Here is a 17,290-nt window from a genome sequence, read left to right as displayed (position 1 = left end):
GGCCGTCAGAGGCCGCGGAACGTCTCGCGGAAGAAGCGCAGGGCCGCGCGTTCGCCGGTCTTCGGCTCGGGCGCGGGCGCGGGCGGGGCGGCGGGTCGCTGCCGGCGGATCACCCAGCGCGGCTCGGCGGCGCCGGTGGCGACGGCCGGCTTCGGGGCGGGGTCCGCTTCGGCCACCGCGTCCGCCGGCGCAGCAACCGGCGGAGCCGGGGGAACCGGCCGGGGCTCGGGCACCGCGGCGATGAAGGGGGCGGGCGCCGGCCCTTCCTCCAACCGGGCCAGCAGCCGACGGGCCGCGGCGCAGGTGGCGTCGATGTCGGCCTTCAACCGCTCCGCCTCGTCCAGGCTGCGCCCCAGGCCGACGGCCATCTCCTGCGTGGCGGAGCGGAGGCGGGCGATCGACTTCTCGGCCGTGTCCACATTGTCGGAGCAGGACCGGAGCAGGCCGTGCAGCTCGGACTGGGCGCCGCGCAGCGCCGTCAGGCGCTGGTTGAGCCGGGCAAGGTGGACCAGCGCGCCGACGAACAGCAGCGCCAGGGCCAGGTTCAGTCCGTGCTGGAGCAGCTCAGCGTTGAAGGAGGCCATGGATCACCTCGTCCTGGGCACCAAGGTCGGCGTCGATACGGATGGCGATGTTGCCGTTGCGCTGGCCCATCTCGCCGACGAACATCGGGACATGGCCGCAGGTCAGCAGCGCCTGCGCCTCGGGGCGCATGTCGAGCACGAGCTGCGTGCCCTCCTTCCACGCCAGCAGGTCGGTCAGGCTGACCTGCGCCTGCCCCAGCACCGCGGACAGATCCACGCTGGTGCGACGCAGCTCGTTCTTCAGGTGGGTCTCCCACATGCTGTCACGGCCGAACTTCTCGCCCATGAACATCTGCAACAGCAGATCGCGGATGGGCTCCAGCGTGGCATAGGGGATCAACAGCGAGACGCAGCCGCCGCGGCCGTCGAGCGCCACCTGGAAACGGGCCGAGATGCAGGCGTTGTTGCTGCGGGTGATGACGGCGAACTGCGGCGTCGTCTCCACCCGCTCGCAGGCGAAGCCGACGGCGGAGAGGGGGGAGAAGGCCGTCCCGAGGTCCTTCAGCACGGTGCGGATCAGCCGTTCCGCCAGCGCCCGTTCGATCACCGTGTAGGGCCGGCCGTCGATCGGCGCGGGATCGCTGCGCCGGCCGCCGAGCAGAATGTCCACGATCGAATAGATCAGCTCACTGTCCACGGTCAGCAGGCAGTGGTTGTCCCACTCCTCCGCGCGGACGACGGCGATCAGCGAGGGCAGCGGGATCCCCGAGAGGTAGTCGCCGAAGCGAACCGAGGCGATCTGCTGGACCGTCACCTCGACCGTGCCCGAGGTCAGATTGCGGAAACTGGTGTTCAGCAGCCGCACCAGACGGTCGAACACCACGTCCAGCATGGGCAGCCGGTCGTAGTTCACGAAACTGGAATTGACGATCTGGTCGATGACGCTGCGGGTCCGGACCGACTTGGAATCGTCCACGTCCAGCAGCCGGTCGATCTCCGTCTGGCTCAGCGTCTTCTCGCTGCCGGCCACCATCGCCTCCCAGGCGACGAGGGCCTCGTCTTCGTCGGCGGGGGCCGTCTCATCGGGTTGATCGATCATCGCTCACCTACTGAAGGATCATGGTTCTGAGCAGGACATCCTCGACCGGCACCGGCGCGGCCAGCAGCCGGCTGCGCCGCAGCAGGCCTTCGCGCAGGCGGGCGAGGCCGGCATTGCCTTCCAGGTCGTGCTCGTCGAGCTGGCGCAGATAGTCCTGCATCCCGTCGATCAGGACAGGCTCCAGCGTCGCCAGCTCCGCCGCCTTGTCGGGGGCGGTGCGGAGAGTGACGCCGATCTTCAGCAGCTTGACCTTGGAGGTCGGCCGCAGATTGACGGTCAGGTCCGGCAGCTTGACGAAGGCGGACCAGGCAGCCTGGGCCGGAGCGGGCGCCTCATCGGACCAGAGACCGATCTCACGGCTGCCGACAGAGGCAAGAAGCCCCAGCACGCCGGCACCGACGACGGCCCCGGCCCCCAGAAGAAGGCGCCGCCGGCGTGTAGCCTGCGCTTCATCGGCCTTTTTCGTCAGTTTCTCGAAAGTGCTTTCCGACATGACCCCAGTCGTCCGCTCCGAAGGCCGAAGAAAAACAGAGAATTTTACTGAATTCCTTTCCGAAGCACCCCGGCCGTTTTTTACCGCCGCTAAAATCAGGGCCTGTACGGTGCCGTTCGGTTGCGGTCGGACGATAAGCGCGACCGGTCTTCAGAAACGTAAAAGATTCGGAGCCGTGGTGGCGAACCTCCTTCAGAACCTGCGGGCCCTGGGCCAGCGCCGTCTGATGCTTCTCGCGGCAGCTGGAGCCGGCGTCCTGCTGGCCGTCGCCCTGGTGGCGTTCGGCCTCTCCCGTGCGCCCATGGGCGTGCTCTATGCCGGTCTGGACGATGCCGAGGCCGGCCGCATCCTGACCCAGCTTCAGAGCATGAAGGTGCCGTACCAGGTATCCGGGACGGGCGGTGCGATCCTGCTGCCGCAGGACCAGATCGCCCGGACGCGGATGCTGCTGGCGCAGCAGGGCCTGCCCTCGGCCGGGGGGGCCGGCTACGAACTGTTCGACGAACAGGGGGCGCTCGGCCTCACCTCCTTCATGCAGCGCCTGAACAAGGCGCGCGCCCTGGAGGGTGAACTGGCGCGCACGATCCAGACCCTGAACGGGGTGAAGTCGGCGCGGGTCCACCTGTCCATGCCGGACGGCGAAGCCTTCGCCCCCGGTGCGGCCCCGGCCGGCGCCTCCGTCGTCGTCCGGACCGTCGCCGGCGGGCTGGACCGCTCCCAGGCGCTGGCCATCCGGCATCTCGTCGCGGCGGCCGTGCCGCGGTTGCAGCCCGGCGCGGTCACGGTGATGGACGCCTCCGGCGTCGTCCTGGCGGCCGACGGGGGCGCGACCGACGGGCTGGCCCTGCTGCACGCGGAGGAGCTGCGCTCCGCCACCGAGACGCGGCTTGCCCGCGCGATCGAGGAGATGCTGGTGCCCCGGTTCGGGCCGGGCAACATCCGGGTGCGCGTGGCCGCCGAGATCGACCTGGGCCGCGAGACCCTGCGCGAGCAGACCTTCGATCCGAACAGCCGCGTGCTGCGCTCCACCCAGACGGTGGAGGAGCGGGAAAGCTCCACCGACCGCGATACCGACCAGCCGACGACGGTGGAACAGAACCTGCCGCTGGAGGCGGCCGACGCCCAGGCTCCCCAGGGCTCACGCAGCGAGAGCGCGCGGGAGGAGGAGACGGCGAACTACGAGATCAGCTCCATCCTGCGCGAACGCGCCCAGGACGCCGGCGAGATCAGGCGTCTGGCCGTCGCCGTGGTGGTCAACGGGAGCTACGTCCCCGGCGCCGACGGCAAGGGCGTGTACCAGCCCCGCAGCGCCGAGGAGCTGGCGCGCATCGAGCATCTGGTCCGTACCGCCATCGGTTTCGACGACCGGCGCGGCGACATGGTGGCGGTGGAGAACCTTCAGTTCCTCGCCGAGCCCGAGGAGCCGGCAGCCGCGCCCGCAACCGAGCCGGGCCTCGTGGGGAACGACATGGTGCGCCTGCTGCAATGGCTGGTGCTGGGCGTCGTCGCGGTGCTGGTGATCCTTCTGGTGCTCCGCCCCCTGGTGATGCGTGCCAAGGACGCGCCGGCCCCGGCCGCAGCGCAGGCCGCGGCACCGCCACAGCTTGCCGACGCCACCACGCCGGTGGCGGGCCAGCTCACCCATGAGGGCAGCGACCTGGTTCCGGCCGGGGAAGACGGCTCGCAGGAGGTGGACGACATCGTCGATCTCCGCAGCGTCGAGGGTGGCGTCAGTGCCGCCGCCCTGCGCCGGCTGGCCGGCATCGTGGACGAGCATCCCGAGGAGAGCATCACCGTCCTGCGCACCTGGATCTATGAGGGAGCCTCCTGATGCCCCGCCCCTTCCGGTTCGGAAACGAATTCCCGCCCGACCTGCCGCCCGGCAGCGCCGATGTCCCGCCCGAGCCGTTGCGCAGCACGACGACGGTCGGCGGCTTCACCGAGGAGGACCTGGAATCGGTGCGCGACCGCGCCTTCCGCCAGGGCCTGGAGGTCGGCGAGCGCAACGGCTTCGAGCGCGGACAGCAGACCGCCCGACAGGCTGCCGAGGCGCAGATGGCCGAAGCGCTGGCCGGTATAGAAGCCGCCCTGCGGCGGGCCGACGAGACGGTCGGCCCCTTCCGGGAGCAGATCGAGCGCGACGCCGTCCGCGTCGTCTCCTCGCTGGTGACGCGGCTCGCCCCGCCGTTGCTCGACACCGTGGCCGAGGCCGAGCTGGACACGCTGGTGCTGGACTGCCTGCACGCCGCCGTCGGCACGCCGCGGCTGGAGCTGCGGCTGCCCCCCGGCAGCGTGGAGCGGATGCGCGAACAGATCGAGAAGATGCAGGCCGCCGCCGGCTTCCGCGGCACCGTGGCCCTGATCCCCGATCCGTCGCTGCCGGCCGGGGCGGCCACCGCTGACTGGGGCACCGGCGGCGCCGTGCGCGATCCCAAGGTGGTGGAACGCCGCCTGTCGGACGCCGTCGCCATCGCCATCAGCCGGCTGACCCTGCGCGGCGGCCCGCGCGCCTGACCGCCCCCATCGCCCCTCACGCCTTCCGCCAGGACAGGAGACTTCGATCATGACGACGCAGCCCGCCAGCTATACCGACACCATCGCCAAGCCCGCCGGGGCGGATACGGCCGCCGCCGCCCGCCCGGCCGGTCCGGAGGAACCCGGCCAGGACCGGGACGAGCTGCGCGCCATCTTCAACGTGCCGGTCAATGTCCAGGTCGTTCTCGGCCGCACCACCATGCCGGTCAGCCAGCTCCTGAAGCTGGGCCGCGGCGCCGTGGTGGAGCTGAACCGCAAGGTGGGGGAGGCGGTGGACGTCTTCGTCAACGACCGCCTGATCGCCCGCGGCGAGGTGGTGATCGTGGACGACGGCCGCCTGGGCGTCACCATGACCGAGATCGTCAAGGCCGAGCTGAGCCTGCTGTGAAAGCACGCACGACGCTGCTGGCGGCCGGCGCCGCCCTGCTGACGACGCTGCTCGCCGCCGTCCCGGCGCTGGCGCAGAGCTTCAGCATGGACATGGGCGGCACCGGCGACGCCTCGTTCGCCGGGCGCATGGTGCAGGTGGTGGCCCTGGTCACCGTCCTGTCCGTGGCGCCGGGCCTGCTGGTCATGGTGACGAGCTTCACCCGCATCGTCGTCGTGCTGTCGCTGCTGCGCTCCGCCCTCGGGCTGCAACAGACCCCGCCGAACATGGTGCTGCTGGGGCTGGCGCTTCTGCTGACCGCCTATGTCATGGGGCCTACCCTGGACCGGAGCTGGCGCGAGGGCGTGCAGCCCATGGTGGACGGCCAGATCACCGAGGAACAGGCGTTCGAGCGCATCGTCGAGCCGTTCCGGGACTTCATGCAGGCCCATGTCCGGCCGAAGGATCTGGAGCTGTTCCGCAGCTTCGAGGCGGGAACGAAGGCCGGGACGGCCCCTGCCGCCGGGGCCGGAACCCCGGCGCCGGCCGCGGAAGAGTCCGCCACCGCGCCCGGTCTGCGTACCCTGATCGCCGCCTTCGTCATCTCCGAGCTGCGCCGCGCCTTCGAGATCGGCTTCCTGCTGTTCCTGCCGTTCCTGGTGATCGACATGATCATCGCGGCGGTGCTGATGGCCATGGGCATGATGATGCTGCCGCCGGTCATCATCTCGCTGCCGTTCAAGATCATCTTCTTCGTGATGGTGGATGGCTGGCTGCTGGTGGCCGGTGCCCTGGTGCGGAGCTACGGGGGCGTCGGATGACGCACCCCCGGCCACCGCGCCAGGAGGTCCGCGCCGCCGCGCTCACCTACGAACAGGGCTCCGACGCCCTGCCGCGGGTGGTGGCGAGCGGTCGCGGGGCCGTGGCCGAGCGCATCGTCGATCTGGCCTTCCTCCACGGCGTCCCGGTGCGCGAAGACGCCGATCTGGCCCGCGTGCTGGCCGCCATCGACCCGGGCACGGAGATCCCGCCCGACGCCATCATGGCCGTGGCCGAGGTGCTGTCGCACCTCTACCGCCTGAACCGCTCGCTGGCGTCGGACCGATCCGGTCCCGCCCTGACCGAACCCAAGACCGATCCCGCCTGACGCCCAAGAGGACGCGATGCTGCCGAAGATCCGTAGCGACTACAAAAGCCTGACCGGTCTGGAGAAGACGGCCGTGATCCTGCTCGCGCTCGGCGAGGAGCGCGGGGCGCGGCTGATGGAGCGGCTGGAGGACGACGAGATCCGCGACGTCAGCTATGCCATGGCGGGCCTGGGCACCGTGTCGGGCAAGGTGGTCGAGCGGCTGATCCGCGACTTCAGCGAGCGCTTCGCCGGCACCGGCGAGATCCTCGGCGGTTTCGACAGCACCGAGCGTTTCCTCGCCCGGTTCCTGCCCAGCGACCGGGTGCAGGAGATCCTGTCCGAACTGCGCGGCCCCGCCGGCCGGACCATGTGGGAGAAGCTCTCCAACGTGAACGAGCAGGTGCTGGCCAACTATCTGCGCAACGAGCACCCGCAGACCATCGCCGTCGTGCTGACCCGTATCCGGCCGGAGCATGCGGCCAAGGTGCTGGGCCTGCTGCCGGGCAACCTTGTGCAGATGATCGTCAGCCGCATCATCAAGATGGAGGCGGTGCCGCGCGACGTGCTGGAGGATGTGGAGAAGACCCTGCGCAGCGAGTTCATGGCGAACTACGTCCGCGCCCACGGCCACGACAGCCACGCCATCATGGCGGAAATCCTCAACCGCACGGACAAGGAGCTGTTCGAGCAGATCATGGACCCGCTGGAGAAGCGGATGCCGGAGAGCGCCACGCGGATCAAGCAGCTCATGTTCACCTTCGAGGATCTGGCGCGGCTGGACCCGCAGGCGATCCAGACGGTGATCCGCAACACCGACAGCGAACGCCTCGCCTACGCGCTCAAGGGGCTGGACGACCCGATCCAGCAGGTCTTCCTGGAGAACATGTCCGAACGCGCCGCGGCCTTGCTGCGGGAAGAGATGGACCTGCTGGGCGCCGTCCGCGCCCGCGACGTGGAGGAGGCGCGCGACGCCATCCTGCGCACCACCAAGCTGCTGGCGGAAGAAGGCCAGATCGTCATCAACCGCGGCAGCGATTCCGCTGCCTACCTCGTCTACTAGGCGGAGACGGACCCGTCGCATGGCGGAGCAGGGCGGATACGGACCGGGCGGCGTCGCCCCGGTCGGCGGCGTAGGTCCGGTGCAGCGGCCGGTCCAGGCCCACCCGGCCGTGCAGGCGCCGCATGCCCTGGTCGCGGCACGCCCGCCGGAGCTGCCGGCCGGCACGGTGACGGTCACCGGGGTCCTGGGCGCGGCCGGGAGCGACGGTCTGCTGCCGCTGACCACCAGCTTCGGCACGCTGCTGCTGCGCCCCGTGCCCGGTGCCTGGCCGCCGGAACTGCCGGCAGGCAGCAACCTGACGGTCAACCTGGGCAGCCGCGGCAGCGTGGTGATCACCTCCTCCACGCCGACGACCGCCCCGGCTGCGGTCCAGGCGGACCGGGCCGCCACGCTGCCCATACGGGCCGCGGGCATCGAAGGGAGCCTTGCCAGCCGGGCCGTGGGCGCGTCGGAAGCGGCGCTGCGCGGCCTGCTGGCCCTGTCCGCCACGCCGGCGGCGACACAGCCGGCCTCCACGCCCGCAGTCCCCCCGGCGGCACTGCCGGGGGCGGTTCCCAATGCCGCGCCGGGCAGCCCGCACGCCCCGGCGGCGACACCGGCGCTGCTCTCCGTCGCCGGCAGCATCCGCGGCCCCACCGTCGCCCCGACGCCAGTGGCCGCGCTGCCGTCGCTCCCGCGCGGCGTGACGGCGCCGGCCTCCCCCGTCTCGATCCCGGCGCTGGGCCGGTCGCTGGGCGGCGGAACCGACGACCTGCTGCGGCAGGGAGCCGCGGTGGCGGCCCGGGGACCGGCGACGGGACAGGCCGCCGCCCTGGGAACGGGACTGACGCCGGAAGGGCGCGAACTGCTGGCCGATCTGGCCGGCGGCGCGGAACCGGAGGCGGCACCGCGGCCGGACCTGCTGCTCGCCGCCGCGCTTGCGAATCCCGCCGTCGCGGCCCGCCTGAACCCGCTGCTGCCACGGCCCGACCGTCTGGGCGGGCTGGCGCTGCTGCTCTACCTGTTCGGTGCCCGCGGCGGCGGCCTGCGCGCCTGGACCGGTCTGGAGGGGCTGGAGCGGGCGGGGAAGGTGGGGGCCAGCCTGAAGCGGATCGAGGAAGCGATGACTCCGACGCCGCGGCCGACCGCCGACGGCAGCGTCTGGTCGGCCCTGCTCGCCCCGCTGCTGGACCCCGACGGCGACGGGCTCTCCATCCTCCTCCTCGCCAGTCGGCAGGGCCCGGCGGAGCCCCTGGACGGGGAGGAAGACGAGACGGCGACGCCGCGTCCGCGCGTCGGACGGCCCGTCGATTTCGCGGTCGGGGCTGAGCTGAGCGAGCTGGGCCCGGTCCAGATTCTGGGCCGTGCCGGGGGGCTGGACCTGCGGCTGGAGATCAGCGTCGGCGGCCTGCCCGAACCCGGCCTGAGGCAGGATTTCGAGGTGGCGCTGGCCCAGGCGCTGCCGGCCGTCAGCCGCCTCCGGGTCGCCTGGGGAACCCAGCCCGCGAAGCCGGAACTGATGCCCGGCGGCATGCTGCCGCGCCTGGATGCCCGGTTATGACCAGAATACCCGAGGAATTGAATATTCCTTAATTCTATCGATCTTTTAACCCGGCTTTAAACCGGCGCCGGCACAATTTTATCGAGTTTTGCAGCAAGCCCGAACGGGCACGAACCGAACAGGACCCGTCATGCCGCACACCGCGCCGATATCGCTGACGACCGAACTTCATCTGCTGCTTGACCAGGCCGCCGAACTGGCGGACGAGACCGGACTGGCCCGTCTGCGCGAAATCCTGCTCTATCTGAGCGAAGGCGCCGAGATCAAGGACTACTCGGTCGAAGTGCCCCAGGGCCTCGACCACAACCCCCTGTTCCAGCGGCAGCTCATGTTGCAGCACCTGCTGACGACCGCAGCCGCCGGCCGCTGCTGAGCGCGGCTGACCGGGACGGACCGGGAAACGGGCGGACGTGTCAGCGTCCCTTGAGACGCTTCTCCGCTGCGTCCAGGACTTCCCAGAATTCCTTGAAGAGCTGCACGCGCAGCTCGTAGCTCGCGTCGCGCGGCGCGGTATCGGGGTGGAACCGCCGCGCGAACGCCGACTTGATCCCCGTGATCTCCTTCAGCGCCAGCACCGTGTCGGCAAGGCGCACGCTGTCGTCCATGGCCGTGGTTGCCGGAGCCGGTTCGTCGGCGGGCGGAGGGCGGGGGGCCTCGCGGCGCCATTCCGCCTCCATGCCGTTCAGACGCGGACCCGGGACCGGCTGGAAATGCGTCAGGATGCGCCGTGCCACCTGGGCATCAAGGCAGACATAGGTCGCCGCGACCCGGCCTTCGGTCTGCCAGCGCACGACACGGGCCTCGATCGGAAAGCTGAACCGCTCCCCGCTGCGGGCGATGAAGTCCAGGTCCGCCGAGAAACGCCGACCCGGCTGCATCGGCCGGTCGAGCCCGTCCAGCAGCAGGCCGTTGAGGCTCCAGTTCAAGACCCGGCAGGGGACTCCGTCCACCAGGGCGCCACCGGCCTGGACCGGCTCGCGGATCTGCCGGCGCTTCTCGAAAAAGGAGGTCCTGCTCACGGCGCGCGGGGCTCAGGGGGACGGGACGGGGCTGTCAGGATCGCAGAGAGGGCTTAAGTGGCGCTTAAAGCCGGCCAGGACCGGCCGCCACGGCCTGGGGACCAGGGGTCAGTCGCCGTCATCGCGGTAAGGGAAATCGGGATCGGTCCCGTCCGCCCGGAAGCGCCAGACCTTCCGCGGCGCGATGCTCATGTCCCCCTGTTTCAGCCGGTCCAGGATGGCCCCCGCGATCGCGGCGAGAAGCCGGTCGGCCCAGGGCTTCATGGCCGCCGTCCCTTCCGTCAGGAAGGCCGGGGAATAGAGGGTGCGGGCCACGCCCTCCGCGTGGGCGTCCAGGAAGGCGACGGCGAGAGCCGCGCACTCCGCCGGTTCCAGCACCGGCTCGATATCCTTGGCCGCGGCGGCAAGGACGGGATAGAGCAGGTGCCGCCGCTCCTCCAGGTCGTCCCGGATGTCCAGCTGGTCGGCCAGTTTGGCGATGTAGGCGGCTTGCCGGATCGGCAGGTCGCGCAGGGCCGGATCGAGAATCGAACGGTGGTTCATGGGTCCGCTGGGGGCTGCGCCGCACCCCATGCTTGCGCAGCCCGCCAGCCGGCGCAAGCCATCCGTAACAAAGGGGGTGCGGTCAATGGCCCCGGCCTGCCGACCCGCTTCAGGCCCGCAGGGGCAGCAGCATGTCGGCCGGAGAGGCACCGGGCTGGTCGCAGACCTGCAACAGCAGCTCGTCCACCTCACGCTCCTCGATGTCGCCGCATTCCTCGAACAGCCGGGCCAGCACCTCGACCTGGAACGCCTCCCGTCCGCACAGCCCGCCGACGAAGCCGCTGTCCTTGGCGGTGCGGATGGCCGTGCGGAAGGGGGCGTGCAGCGGGGCGGGAATCCGCGCCGCATCGAACAGGGTGCGCAGCCCCAGGGCCCCATCGTCCCAGACAAGCATCTCGGCGCTGCCGACGGCGATGCCGCCGCGCTCGGCCATGCCGGCGACGAACAGGGGCAGATCGCCGCCGCACAGGGCGCGGAACAGGAAATGCGGCGTCAGCCGGCCCTGCCAGTGCAGGTGCCGGGCCATCAGCTCCGCATCGCCGGCGCGCAGCAGCAGCGGCTTCAGCAGGCGCAGGGTCGCCGCCTCACGGCCGCGCTGGGAGAGGCGGGCGGCGAGCTGTGGCTCCAGCCCGTGATCCTCCACCAGCCGGCGGCGGATATCCTCGGAGACGAAGGCGATAAGGCGTTCCACCAGCGCCAACGGCAGCTCCGGCCGGGCAGCCACGGCGTCGGCCACGGTGCGGATCTGACCGAAGCGTTCCACCGCGCGCTCCAGAGTCGCCGCCGCGACATGGGCACCGCGGTTGCGCAGCAGATGCACGACGGTGACCAGGTTGCCCGTCTCCACCAGCGCTGTCGCCACCTCGGCAGAGACCCGGCGGCGACCGGCGATGGCAAGCTGCTTGTGCGGATCATGCTCGGCGACGATCTCCAGCAGCAGCTCGTCCGTCAGCCTGTCCACATGGCGCAGGATGGGGAAGGCTACCCGGGCGACGTCGCGCGCCAGACGCTCCGCCAGATCGGTGGTGAGCACCGGGCTGTTGTGGATCTGCCAGGCGACGGCGCTGCGCACCTCTGCCTCGGCATCGGTGGCGAAGGCGCCGAGCACCTCAAGCGCGAGCCTGTGCTCGGCCTGGGTCAGCAGCCCGGCCTCCAGGTCCGCGACCAGCTTCGCCATGGTCTCGATGCGGCTGTGCGGCCCGGGCTCGCGCAGCAGCCGGTCCACATCCGAACGTGTCAGCCGCGTCCGCTGCCGTGCCATCGCCGTCCCCCGGGGCGCCCGCCCTGGAAAGCGCTCAGTCCAGATTCCGCGCGTCGTACCGGATGATGTCGCCCCACAGCCGCTCCAGCCGTCGCAGCGTGCGGTAGGTCGTCTCCAGGTCCTCGGCGTCGCGCGGTTCGCGGATCAGCACCCCGGCCTGATGACCTTCCAGCCGGCGCAGCTCGTTGCAGAGCCACTGGCCCTTCTCCGACAGGCGCAGCCGCGCCGCCCGGCGGTCGCGCTGGGAGGCGCCGCGGTCGACATAGCCCTGCTCGACCAGATGCTTGAGATTGTAGGAGGCGTTCGAGCCGAGATAGTAGCCCCGCTCCATCAGGTCGCGCACCGACAGCTCGTCGTTGCCGATGTTCATCAGCATGACGACCTGCATCGGGCTGATGTCATCGACACCGATACGCCCCAGTTCCACCCGCACCACGTCATGGAAACGGCGCTGCATGCGCTCCACGACACGGGCGATGTCGGTATAGACCGAAATGCTGGTCACCGGGTCCTGGCGCTCCGCCATCGCCGCGACCGGGCGGTTCGGTTTCGTCATCATGACCGCTGCCCCCCGTTCAGCCCGTCCCGCCGGGGCGTCCGCCTGCCGGTTTCCCGCATCACCACACTCCTCATCATTCCGCCGCCAGTCCCTTGTTCCTGCCCCCGCGGTATCCGTCGGGATTCACCCGCCTCGACCGGGACCGGAGGATCGTCCAGCCGCGACAGTCACCTGGGAAAGCATAACCGCATTCATAACCCGAATTATAGCGGGCACCGGGGTCATGAAGTGTGTCAAGGATTAAACTGGATTAGCCCTTATTGTCACAATCTTCCCCCACAGCAGGGGGATGATCGTATTCGGGCATACGCTCTCTCGCGTTGCGGTGGCGATGTCTTCGGAACATCCGGCCATCCTGCTCGCGCGGAGGTCGTGGCGGCCATGCCGCCCGGGATCTGCGGTGACCGCCCAGGCCAGCGCGTTTCTGCACTGAAGTACGGTCAGGAATCGGGGGTGCCCCGAAACCCGCCGCCTCGCCTGTCGGGACAGGCCGCACGCAGAGGAGGGAATGTCGAAAGGGTAGCAGCCCCGGCCAGTGAGCGGCTTTACCCTGCGACAGTGCCGCGAATAGAGTGCCGAGGAGTCCGGTCATGCCAGGATGCGTTTGTCCTCGCATATCGGAGCATGTTACCCGGGACCCCGGAACGCAGAGGTCCCGAATTTCCCTGCGGATGGCGGAGTGGAACAGCGGCAATGCCCAATTCGATCGATTCAGCCGTCGCCGAAGTCATGGATGGCATGAGCAATGTCGGCCGGAAACAGATCCAGCCCGTGCTGCTTTCGGGAGGAACCGGGTCGCGCCTGTGGCCCATGTCGCGGGAGCGGTTCCCCAAGCAGCTCCTGGCCCTGTCGGGAAAGCGGACGATGATCCAGGAGACGGCGCTGCGCGTCGGCGACGCCCGCGGCTTCCGCAGCCCCATCGTCGTCTGCAACCAGGAGCACCGCTTCTCCGTCGGCGAGCAGTTGCAGGCCGTGGGTATCGAGCCCGCGGCCATCGTGCTGGAACCGGTGGGGCGCAACACGGCCGCGGCTGCGGCCATCGCCGCCCGGCTGGCGGCCCACGACGACCCGGACGCGCTGCTGCTGCTGCTGCCGGCCGACCATGTGGTGCAGGACCGTGCCGCCTTCGGCAGGGCGGTGGAGCAGGCTGCCCGCGCGGCCGCGGCCGGTTTCCTGGTGACCTTCGGCGTCCGCCCGACCAGCCCGGAGACGGGCTACGGCTACATCAAGGCAGGTGCCGCCCTGGACGGGATCGCTGGCGTGCAGCGCGTCGCCCGCTTCACGGAAAAGCCGTCGCTGGCGGTGGCCGAAGCCTTCGTCGCCGGCGGGGAGCATCTCTGGAACAGCGGCATGTTCCTGTTCCGCGCCGGGACCTTCCTGGAGGAGCTGGAACGCCACGCTCCGGCGGTGCTGGCCGCGACCGACGCGGCGCTAGCGGCGGCCACGCGGGACCTGGACTTCCTGCGCCTCGACCCCGAGGCGTTCGGCCGCTCTCCGAACCTCTCCATCGACTATGCCGTGATGGAGAAGACCGACCGTGCCGCCGTCGTCCCCGCCGATCTCGGCTGGACGGATGTCGGTTCCTGGTCGGCCCTGTGGGAGATCGGGGAGAAGGACGCCGACGGCAATGTCGTCCAGGGCGACGTCATGCTGGTGGACGCCCACGACAACTACATCCGCAGCGACGGCATGCTGACGGCCGTCCTGGGCATCGACGATGCCGTGCTGGTGGTGACCGGGGATGCCATCCTGCTGGCGCGACGCGACCGCGTGCAGGACGTCAAGGGCATCGTCGAGCGGCTGAAACAGTCCGGCCGGACGGAGCCCCTGGAGCACCGCAAGGTCCACCGGCCCTGGGGGTCCTACGAGAGCATCACCTCCGGCGAGCGGTTCCAGGTCAAGTGCCTGACCGTCAAGCCGGGTCGCAAGCTGTCCTTGCAGAAGCACTTCCACCGGGCAGAGCATTGGGTCGTCGTCAACGGCACGGCGCTGGTCACCCGTGACGGCGAGGAGATGCTGGTGCGCGAGAACGAGTCCGTCTACCTGCCGCTGGGCTGCGTCCACCGGCTGGAGAACCCCGGCAAGGTGCCGCTCAACCTGATCGAGGTGCAGTCGGGCGCCTATCTGGGCGAGGACGACATCGTGCGTTTCGAGGATACCTACGGGCGGGTGTGACCGCCCGGCGGCGGCGACGGGAGGCGCTTGCCGGGCCGGGCCGATCATGGCAGACGGGGCGGCATGCGCATTCTCTTCGTCCATCAGAACTTCCCCGCCCAGTATCTGCACCTTGCCCCGGCGCTGGCCGCGCGCGGGCACCAGTGCGTCGCGCTCGGGATGCGCGATCCGGTGAAGCTGCCGGGGGTGCAGGCCTTCAGGTACGCGGTCGGGCGCGGCTCCAGCACCGCCATCCATCCCTGGGTCTCCGAGTTCGAGACCAAGGTGATCCGTGGCGAGGGGGTGCTGCGGGCCTGCGAGGCGCTGAAGAAGAACGGCTTCGTGCCGGATGTGATCTGCGTCCATCCGGGATGGGGCGAGGCGCTGTTCCTGCGCGAGGTGTTCCCCACGGCGCGGATCCTGGCCTATCACGAGTTCTATTACGCGGCGGAGGGCCAGGACGTCGGCTTCGACCCGGAATTCCCGATGGTGGGGGGGGACGCGCTGGCACGCCTGCACCTGAAGAACACTCACCTGCTGCTGTCGCTGCACCTTGCCGACGCGATCCTGACCCCGACGGAGTGGCAGGGCAGCACCCTGCCGGCGGAGTTCCGACCGAAGCTGCGCGTCGTCCATGACGGCGTGAACACGGACACCATCCGGCCGGACCCCGGCGTGAGCGTCCGGCTGTCGGACGGGACGGTGCTGACGACGGCCGACCCGGTGGTGACCTTCGTCGCCCGCAATCTGGAGCCGATGCGCGGCTTCCACAGCTTCGCCCGCTGCCTGCCGGCCTTGCAGAAGGCGCGGCCGGACGCGCAGATTCTGGTGATCGGCGGCGACGAGGTCAGCTACGGCGCGAAGCCCCAGGATGGCGTCTCCTACAAGGAGCGCTTCATGCGCGAGGTGGAGGGGCGGATCGATCCGTCCCGCATCCACTTCCTGGGCCGGGTGCCCTACGGCCAGTTCATCGGCCTGCTCCAGCTTTCCTCGGCGCATGTCTATCTGACCTACCCCTTCGTGCTGTCCTGGTCGCTGCTGGAATCCATGGCGGCGGGGGCGCTGGTCGTGGGGTCCGCCACGCCGCCGGTGCAGGAGGTGGTGGAACACGGCCGTAACGGCCTGCTGGTGGACTTCTTCGATCCCGAGGCGATCGCCGCCACCGTGGCCGAGGCGCTCGACCGTCGGGAGGAGCTGCGGCCCCTGCGGGCCGCGGCGCGTGACACGGTGGTCCGCCGCTTCGATCTGAACCGCGTCTGCCTGCCCCGCCACATCGCGCTGGTCGAGGCGCTGGGATCGGGCCAGCCCCTGCCGATCTGGGCGGGGTGAGGGGCGGCCCCCGACACGACGGTGGCGGGCACGGAATCGCTCCGTGCCGTGTTGGGGATGCGGGAGCCATTGCTGACGGAACCGGACCGATGATGCACCGCCTTGCCGCCGCCCTGGCCGTTGCCCTGCTCGCCGGCTCCGTCCTGACCACGGTGCCCGCCCTGGCGCAGACGGAGAAGGAGAAGGCCACCGGGTTCGAAGGCACCTACCGGATCAGCGGCGGCACCGGGAACGGCCGCGACTACCGCGGCGAGGTCAAGGTCGTCCGCACCGGCGCCACCTACACCATCGCCTGGCGCATCGGGGCGGAGCAGCACTTCGGCACCGGCATCGTCAGCGGCGGTCAGCTCAGCGCCGTCTTCGCCTCCGGACCGCACGCGCCGCCGGGGGTGGCGGTCTACCGGCAGACCCCGGACGGCCGCGTCATCGGCGTCTACACGGTCCTGGGGGGCACCAGCACGGCGGTGGAGACCTGGGAGCGCGCGGCCGCAGCGCCCGCGCCCTGACCTTCAGCCGGGCGGTGCGTCCGCGGCCGCCCGCAGGGTTTCCGCGAGCCGGGGGGCGAGCACGGCGAGATCGAACCGGGCCGCCGCCTCCGCCCGGCCGGCCCGGCCCAGGCGCAGGCACTGGGCCGGATCCTTCCGCAGCCGGCGCAGCGCCTCCAGCCATTCCGTCTCCGTTCCCGGCAGCAGCCCGGTTTCCTCCGGGCGGACGATCAGCGCGTTCTCCCCCACGGGGGAGCCGATGGCGGCGCGGCCGGCGGCCATGTACTGGATCAGCTTGTAGCCGGACTTGCCGCGGGTGAAGGGGGTGTCCGCCAGCGGCATGATGCCGGCATGGAGCGTGGCCAGCAACGCCCCCTCGGCCTCGCTGCTCCAGGGATGGAACTCCTCCGGCACGCCGGGCAGCGCGACCGGGGCCGCCCCGATGGTGACCAGGGTCAGTGGCCCTTCCGCCGCCAGCCGGCGCAGCGGCTCCGCCAGCAGGGCCAGATGGGCGGCGGAGGAGGGGGTGCCGATCCAGCCCAGGCGGAACCCGTCCGCCGGCGGCGGACGGTCGGGATAGCGCGCGAGATCGACCGGCGTCGGCAGCCTGACGACACGCCGGGCACCGGCGCGCCGGGCCCAGTCCTCCAGGTTTCCGTTGCCCACCAGCACGGCCGCCGCCGCCCCGGCCAACCGCGCCAGCTTGTCGGCCAGCAGGCGGCGCACGGCCGGGTTCGGGTGGGCCTCGTAGCGTTCGTGCCAGGCATCGTCGAAGTCCAGCACATAGGGCACACCGGACAGGGCCGCGCGCTCCACGGCCAGCGGCAGGAAGGGCAGCGCCTCCTTCTCGATCCACAGCAGGTCGTGCCGGCGCCGTCCCGCCAGCACCGCAAGGCGTCGGGCGTACCGGCCCGCCACCGCCCGCCGGTCCGGACCCAGACCGGCATACTGGCGCTGGAGATAGGCGTCGTCGAAGAAGGGGGCGACCCGGACCGCGATCCCCGCCGCGGCCAGACCGGGCAGGAAGTCGAAGAAGCGCAGGCGGCTGCTGGCGCCGAGCCGGTCGTAGCGGGGAAGGGCGAGGATGCGCATCGGCGGGAGCGGCCGGCGTTGCGGGACGGGATCGGCTGGCCGGCCGGGACCATCCCGGCGGGCGGAGGGAGCATAGGCCGGCCGGCGGCCCCTGGATAGGT

19 protein-coding genes are annotated in these 17,290 nt (G+C 70.8%); 11 read left to right on the top strand and 8 right to left on the bottom strand.

Features of this window, described 5'->3' with window-relative positions; all coding sequences use genetic code 11:
• Positions 1–5 precede the first annotated feature (5 nt).
• From ACFQPS_RS18875 to ACFQPS_RS18865, 3 genes are read right to left on the bottom strand one after another with little or no spacing between them, the layout of a single operon-like run.
• Positions 6–584 carry a DUF6468 domain-containing protein gene (locus ACFQPS_RS18875; RefSeq protein ID WP_377360772.1) on the bottom strand — a complete coding sequence of 193 codons (579 nt, stop codon included), beginning with the start codon at positions 582–584 and terminating at the stop codon, positions 6–8.
• Positions 565–1,623 carry a flagellar motor switch protein FliM gene (gene fliM / locus ACFQPS_RS18870; RefSeq protein ID WP_377360771.1) on the bottom strand — a complete coding sequence of 353 codons (1,059 nt, stop codon included), beginning with the start codon at positions 1,621–1,623 and terminating at the stop codon, positions 565–567. The genes ACFQPS_RS18875 and fliM overlap by 20 nt, the downstream gene beginning before the upstream one ends.
• Before the next feature lie 7 nt (positions 1,624–1,630).
• Positions 1,631–2,116, bottom strand: coding sequence for a flagellar basal body-associated FliL family protein (locus ACFQPS_RS18865; protein WP_377360770.1), 486 nt, complete (start codon positions 2,114–2,116; stop codon positions 1,631–1,633).
• Between the two features lie 178 nt (positions 2,117–2,294).
• On the opposite strand from ACFQPS_RS18865, the gene fliF reads away from it, so the two are divergent.
• The 8 genes from fliF (at position 2,295) to ACFQPS_RS18825 (ending at position 9,120) form a co-directional block, all read left to right on the top strand.
• Positions 2,295–3,947: a flagellar basal-body MS-ring/collar protein FliF gene (gene fliF, locus ACFQPS_RS18860; RefSeq protein WP_377360769.1), complete on the top strand. Its 1,653-nt coding sequence runs from the start codon at positions 2,295–2,297 to the stop codon at positions 3,945–3,947.
• Positions 3,947–4,630, top strand: coding sequence for a FliH/SctL family protein (locus ACFQPS_RS18855; RefSeq protein WP_377360768.1), 684 nt, complete (start codon positions 3,947–3,949; stop codon positions 4,628–4,630). Before fliF ends, ACFQPS_RS18855 begins: the two co-directional genes overlap by 1 nt.
• A gap of 49 nt (positions 4,631–4,679) precedes the next feature.
• Positions 4,680–5,039 carry a flagellar motor switch protein FliN gene (fliN, locus tag ACFQPS_RS18850; RefSeq protein ID WP_377360767.1) on the top strand — a complete coding sequence of 120 codons (360 nt, stop codon included), beginning with the start codon at positions 4,680–4,682 and terminating at the stop codon, positions 5,037–5,039.
• Positions 5,036–5,839: a flagellar type III secretion system pore protein FliP gene (gene fliP, locus ACFQPS_RS18845; protein WP_377360766.1), complete on the top strand. Its 804-nt coding sequence runs from the start codon at positions 5,036–5,038 to the stop codon at positions 5,837–5,839. The genes fliN and fliP overlap by 4 nt, the downstream gene beginning before the upstream one ends.
• Positions 5,836–6,165: an EscU/YscU/HrcU family type III secretion system export apparatus switch protein gene (locus tag ACFQPS_RS18840; RefSeq protein WP_377360765.1), complete on the top strand. Its 330-nt coding sequence runs from the start codon at positions 5,836–5,838 to the stop codon at positions 6,163–6,165. Before fliP ends, ACFQPS_RS18840 begins: the two co-directional genes overlap by 4 nt.
• A gap of 16 nt (positions 6,166–6,181) precedes the next feature.
• Complete coding sequence (gene fliG / locus ACFQPS_RS18835; protein ID WP_012565419.1) at positions 6,182–7,207, top strand: flagellar motor switch protein FliG; 1,026 nt, start codon at positions 6,182–6,184, stop codon at positions 7,205–7,207.
• Positions 7,208–7,226: 19 nt separating this feature from the next.
• On the top strand, positions 7,227–8,747 hold the full coding sequence (locus tag ACFQPS_RS18830; RefSeq protein ID WP_377360764.1) for a hypothetical protein: 1,521 nt from the start codon (positions 7,227–7,229) through the stop codon (positions 8,745–8,747).
• A 130-nt stretch (positions 8,748–8,877) separates the two neighbouring features.
• The gene (locus ACFQPS_RS18825; RefSeq protein WP_377360763.1) at positions 8,878–9,120 is read left to right on the top strand and encodes a hypothetical protein; all 243 of its coding nucleotides are present in this window, start codon (positions 8,878–8,880) and stop codon (positions 9,118–9,120) included.
• Between the two features lie 40 nt (positions 9,121–9,160).
• Here the strand turns inward: ACFQPS_RS18825 and ACFQPS_RS18820 are convergent, their stop codons facing one another.
• The 4 genes from ACFQPS_RS18820 to ACFQPS_RS18805 form a co-directional block, all read right to left on the bottom strand.
• Positions 9,161–9,766, bottom strand: a complete 606-nt coding sequence (locus ACFQPS_RS18820) for a J domain-containing protein (protein WP_377360762.1) — start codon at positions 9,764–9,766, stop codon at positions 9,161–9,163.
• A gap of 108 nt (positions 9,767–9,874) precedes the next feature.
• Positions 9,875–10,309, bottom strand: a complete 435-nt coding sequence (locus ACFQPS_RS18815; protein ID WP_377360761.1) for a hypothetical protein — start codon at positions 10,307–10,309, stop codon at positions 9,875–9,877.
• Between the two features lie 109 nt (positions 10,310–10,418).
• On the bottom strand, positions 10,419–11,570 hold the full coding sequence (locus tag ACFQPS_RS18810; protein WP_377360760.1) for a DUF2336 domain-containing protein: 1,152 nt from the start codon (positions 11,568–11,570) through the stop codon (positions 10,419–10,421).
• A 34-nt stretch (positions 11,571–11,604) separates the two neighbouring features.
• Positions 11,605–12,129, bottom strand: coding sequence for a MarR family transcriptional regulator (locus tag ACFQPS_RS18805; RefSeq protein ID WP_377360759.1), 525 nt, complete (start codon positions 12,127–12,129; stop codon positions 11,605–11,607).
• A 693-nt stretch (positions 12,130–12,822) separates the two neighbouring features.
• Here ACFQPS_RS18805 and ACFQPS_RS18800 point away from each other — a divergent pair.
• The 3 genes from ACFQPS_RS18800 (at position 12,823) to ACFQPS_RS18790 (ending at position 16,118) form a co-directional block, all read left to right on the top strand.
• Positions 12,823–14,304: a mannose-1-phosphate guanylyltransferase/mannose-6-phosphate isomerase gene (locus ACFQPS_RS18800; RefSeq protein WP_377360758.1), complete on the top strand. Its 1,482-nt coding sequence runs from the start codon at positions 12,823–12,825 to the stop codon at positions 14,302–14,304.
• Between the two features lie 63 nt (positions 14,305–14,367).
• A complete protein-coding gene (locus ACFQPS_RS18795) occupies positions 14,368–15,612 on the top strand; it encodes a glycosyltransferase family 4 protein (protein ID WP_377360757.1) in 1,245 nt (414 codons plus the stop codon).
• 89 nt (positions 15,613–15,701) lie between these two features.
• Entirely contained in the window at positions 15,702–16,118 is a 417-nt protein-coding gene (locus tag ACFQPS_RS18790; protein WP_377360756.1) for a hypothetical protein, read from the top strand.
• 3 nt (positions 16,119–16,121) lie between these two features.
• Here the strand turns inward: ACFQPS_RS18790 and ACFQPS_RS18785 are convergent, their stop codons facing one another.
• Positions 16,122–17,189 (bottom strand): glycosyltransferase, encoded by a 1,068-nt coding sequence (locus ACFQPS_RS18785; protein ID WP_377360755.1) that lies wholly within the window; start codon positions 17,187–17,189, stop codon positions 16,122–16,124.
• Between the last annotated feature and the right edge of the window lie 101 nt (positions 17,190–17,290).

Origin of the sequence: Rhodocista pekingensis (genome assembly GCF_042665545.1) — a bacterium.
Classification (GTDB): domain Bacteria; phylum Pseudomonadota; class Alphaproteobacteria; order Azospirillales; family Azospirillaceae; genus Rhodocista; species Rhodocista pekingensis.
The sequence above is the reverse complement of the archived record's forward strand: the minus strand, read 5'-3'. Positions and strand labels throughout refer to the sequence as shown.

Bases quoted from the DNA above. Each gene is read 5' to 3' on its own strand.
- ACFQPS_RS18875 (WP_377360772.1), bottom strand. From the start codon at position 584: ATGGCCTCCTTCAACGCTGAGCTGCTCCAGCACGGACTGAACCTGGCC.
- fliM (WP_377360771.1), bottom strand. From the start codon at position 1,623: ATGATCGATCAACCCGATGAGACGGCCCCCGCCGACGAAGACGAGGCC.
- ACFQPS_RS18865 (WP_377360770.1), bottom strand. From the start codon at position 2,116: ATGTCGGAAAGCACTTTCGAGAAACTGACGAAAAAGGCCGATGAAGCG.
- ACFQPS_RS18855 (WP_377360768.1), top strand. From the start codon at position 3,947: ATGCCCCGCCCCTTCCGGTTCGGAAACGAATTCCCGCCCGACCTGCCG.
- fliN (WP_377360767.1), top strand. From the start codon at position 4,680: ATGACGACGCAGCCCGCCAGCTATACCGACACCATCGCCAAGCCCGCC.
- ACFQPS_RS18840 (WP_377360765.1), top strand. From the start codon at position 5,836: ATGACGCACCCCCGGCCACCGCGCCAGGAGGTCCGCGCCGCCGCGCTC.
- fliG (WP_012565419.1), top strand. From the start codon at position 6,182: ATGCTGCCGAAGATCCGTAGCGACTACAAAAGCCTGACCGGTCTGGAG.
- ACFQPS_RS18830 (WP_377360764.1), top strand. From the start codon at position 7,227: ATGGCGGAGCAGGGCGGATACGGACCGGGCGGCGTCGCCCCGGTCGGC.
- ACFQPS_RS18825 (WP_377360763.1), top strand. From the start codon at position 8,878: ATGCCGCACACCGCGCCGATATCGCTGACGACCGAACTTCATCTGCTG.
- ACFQPS_RS18815 (WP_377360761.1), bottom strand. From the start codon at position 10,309: ATGAACCACCGTTCGATTCTCGATCCGGCCCTGCGCGACCTGCCGATC.
- ACFQPS_RS18810 (WP_377360760.1), bottom strand. From the start codon at position 11,570: ATGGCACGGCAGCGGACGCGGCTGACACGTTCGGATGTGGACCGGCTG.
- ACFQPS_RS18805 (WP_377360759.1), bottom strand. From the start codon at position 12,129: ATGATGACGAAACCGAACCGCCCGGTCGCGGCGATGGCGGAGCGCCAG.
- ACFQPS_RS18800 (WP_377360758.1), top strand. From the start codon at position 12,823: ATGCCCAATTCGATCGATTCAGCCGTCGCCGAAGTCATGGATGGCATG.
- ACFQPS_RS18795 (WP_377360757.1), top strand. From the start codon at position 14,368: ATGCGCATTCTCTTCGTCCATCAGAACTTCCCCGCCCAGTATCTGCAC.
- ACFQPS_RS18790 (WP_377360756.1), top strand. From the start codon at position 15,702: ATGATGCACCGCCTTGCCGCCGCCCTGGCCGTTGCCCTGCTCGCCGGC.
- ACFQPS_RS18785 (WP_377360755.1), bottom strand. From the start codon at position 17,189: ATGCGCATCCTCGCCCTTCCCCGCTACGACCGGCTCGGCGCCAGCAGC.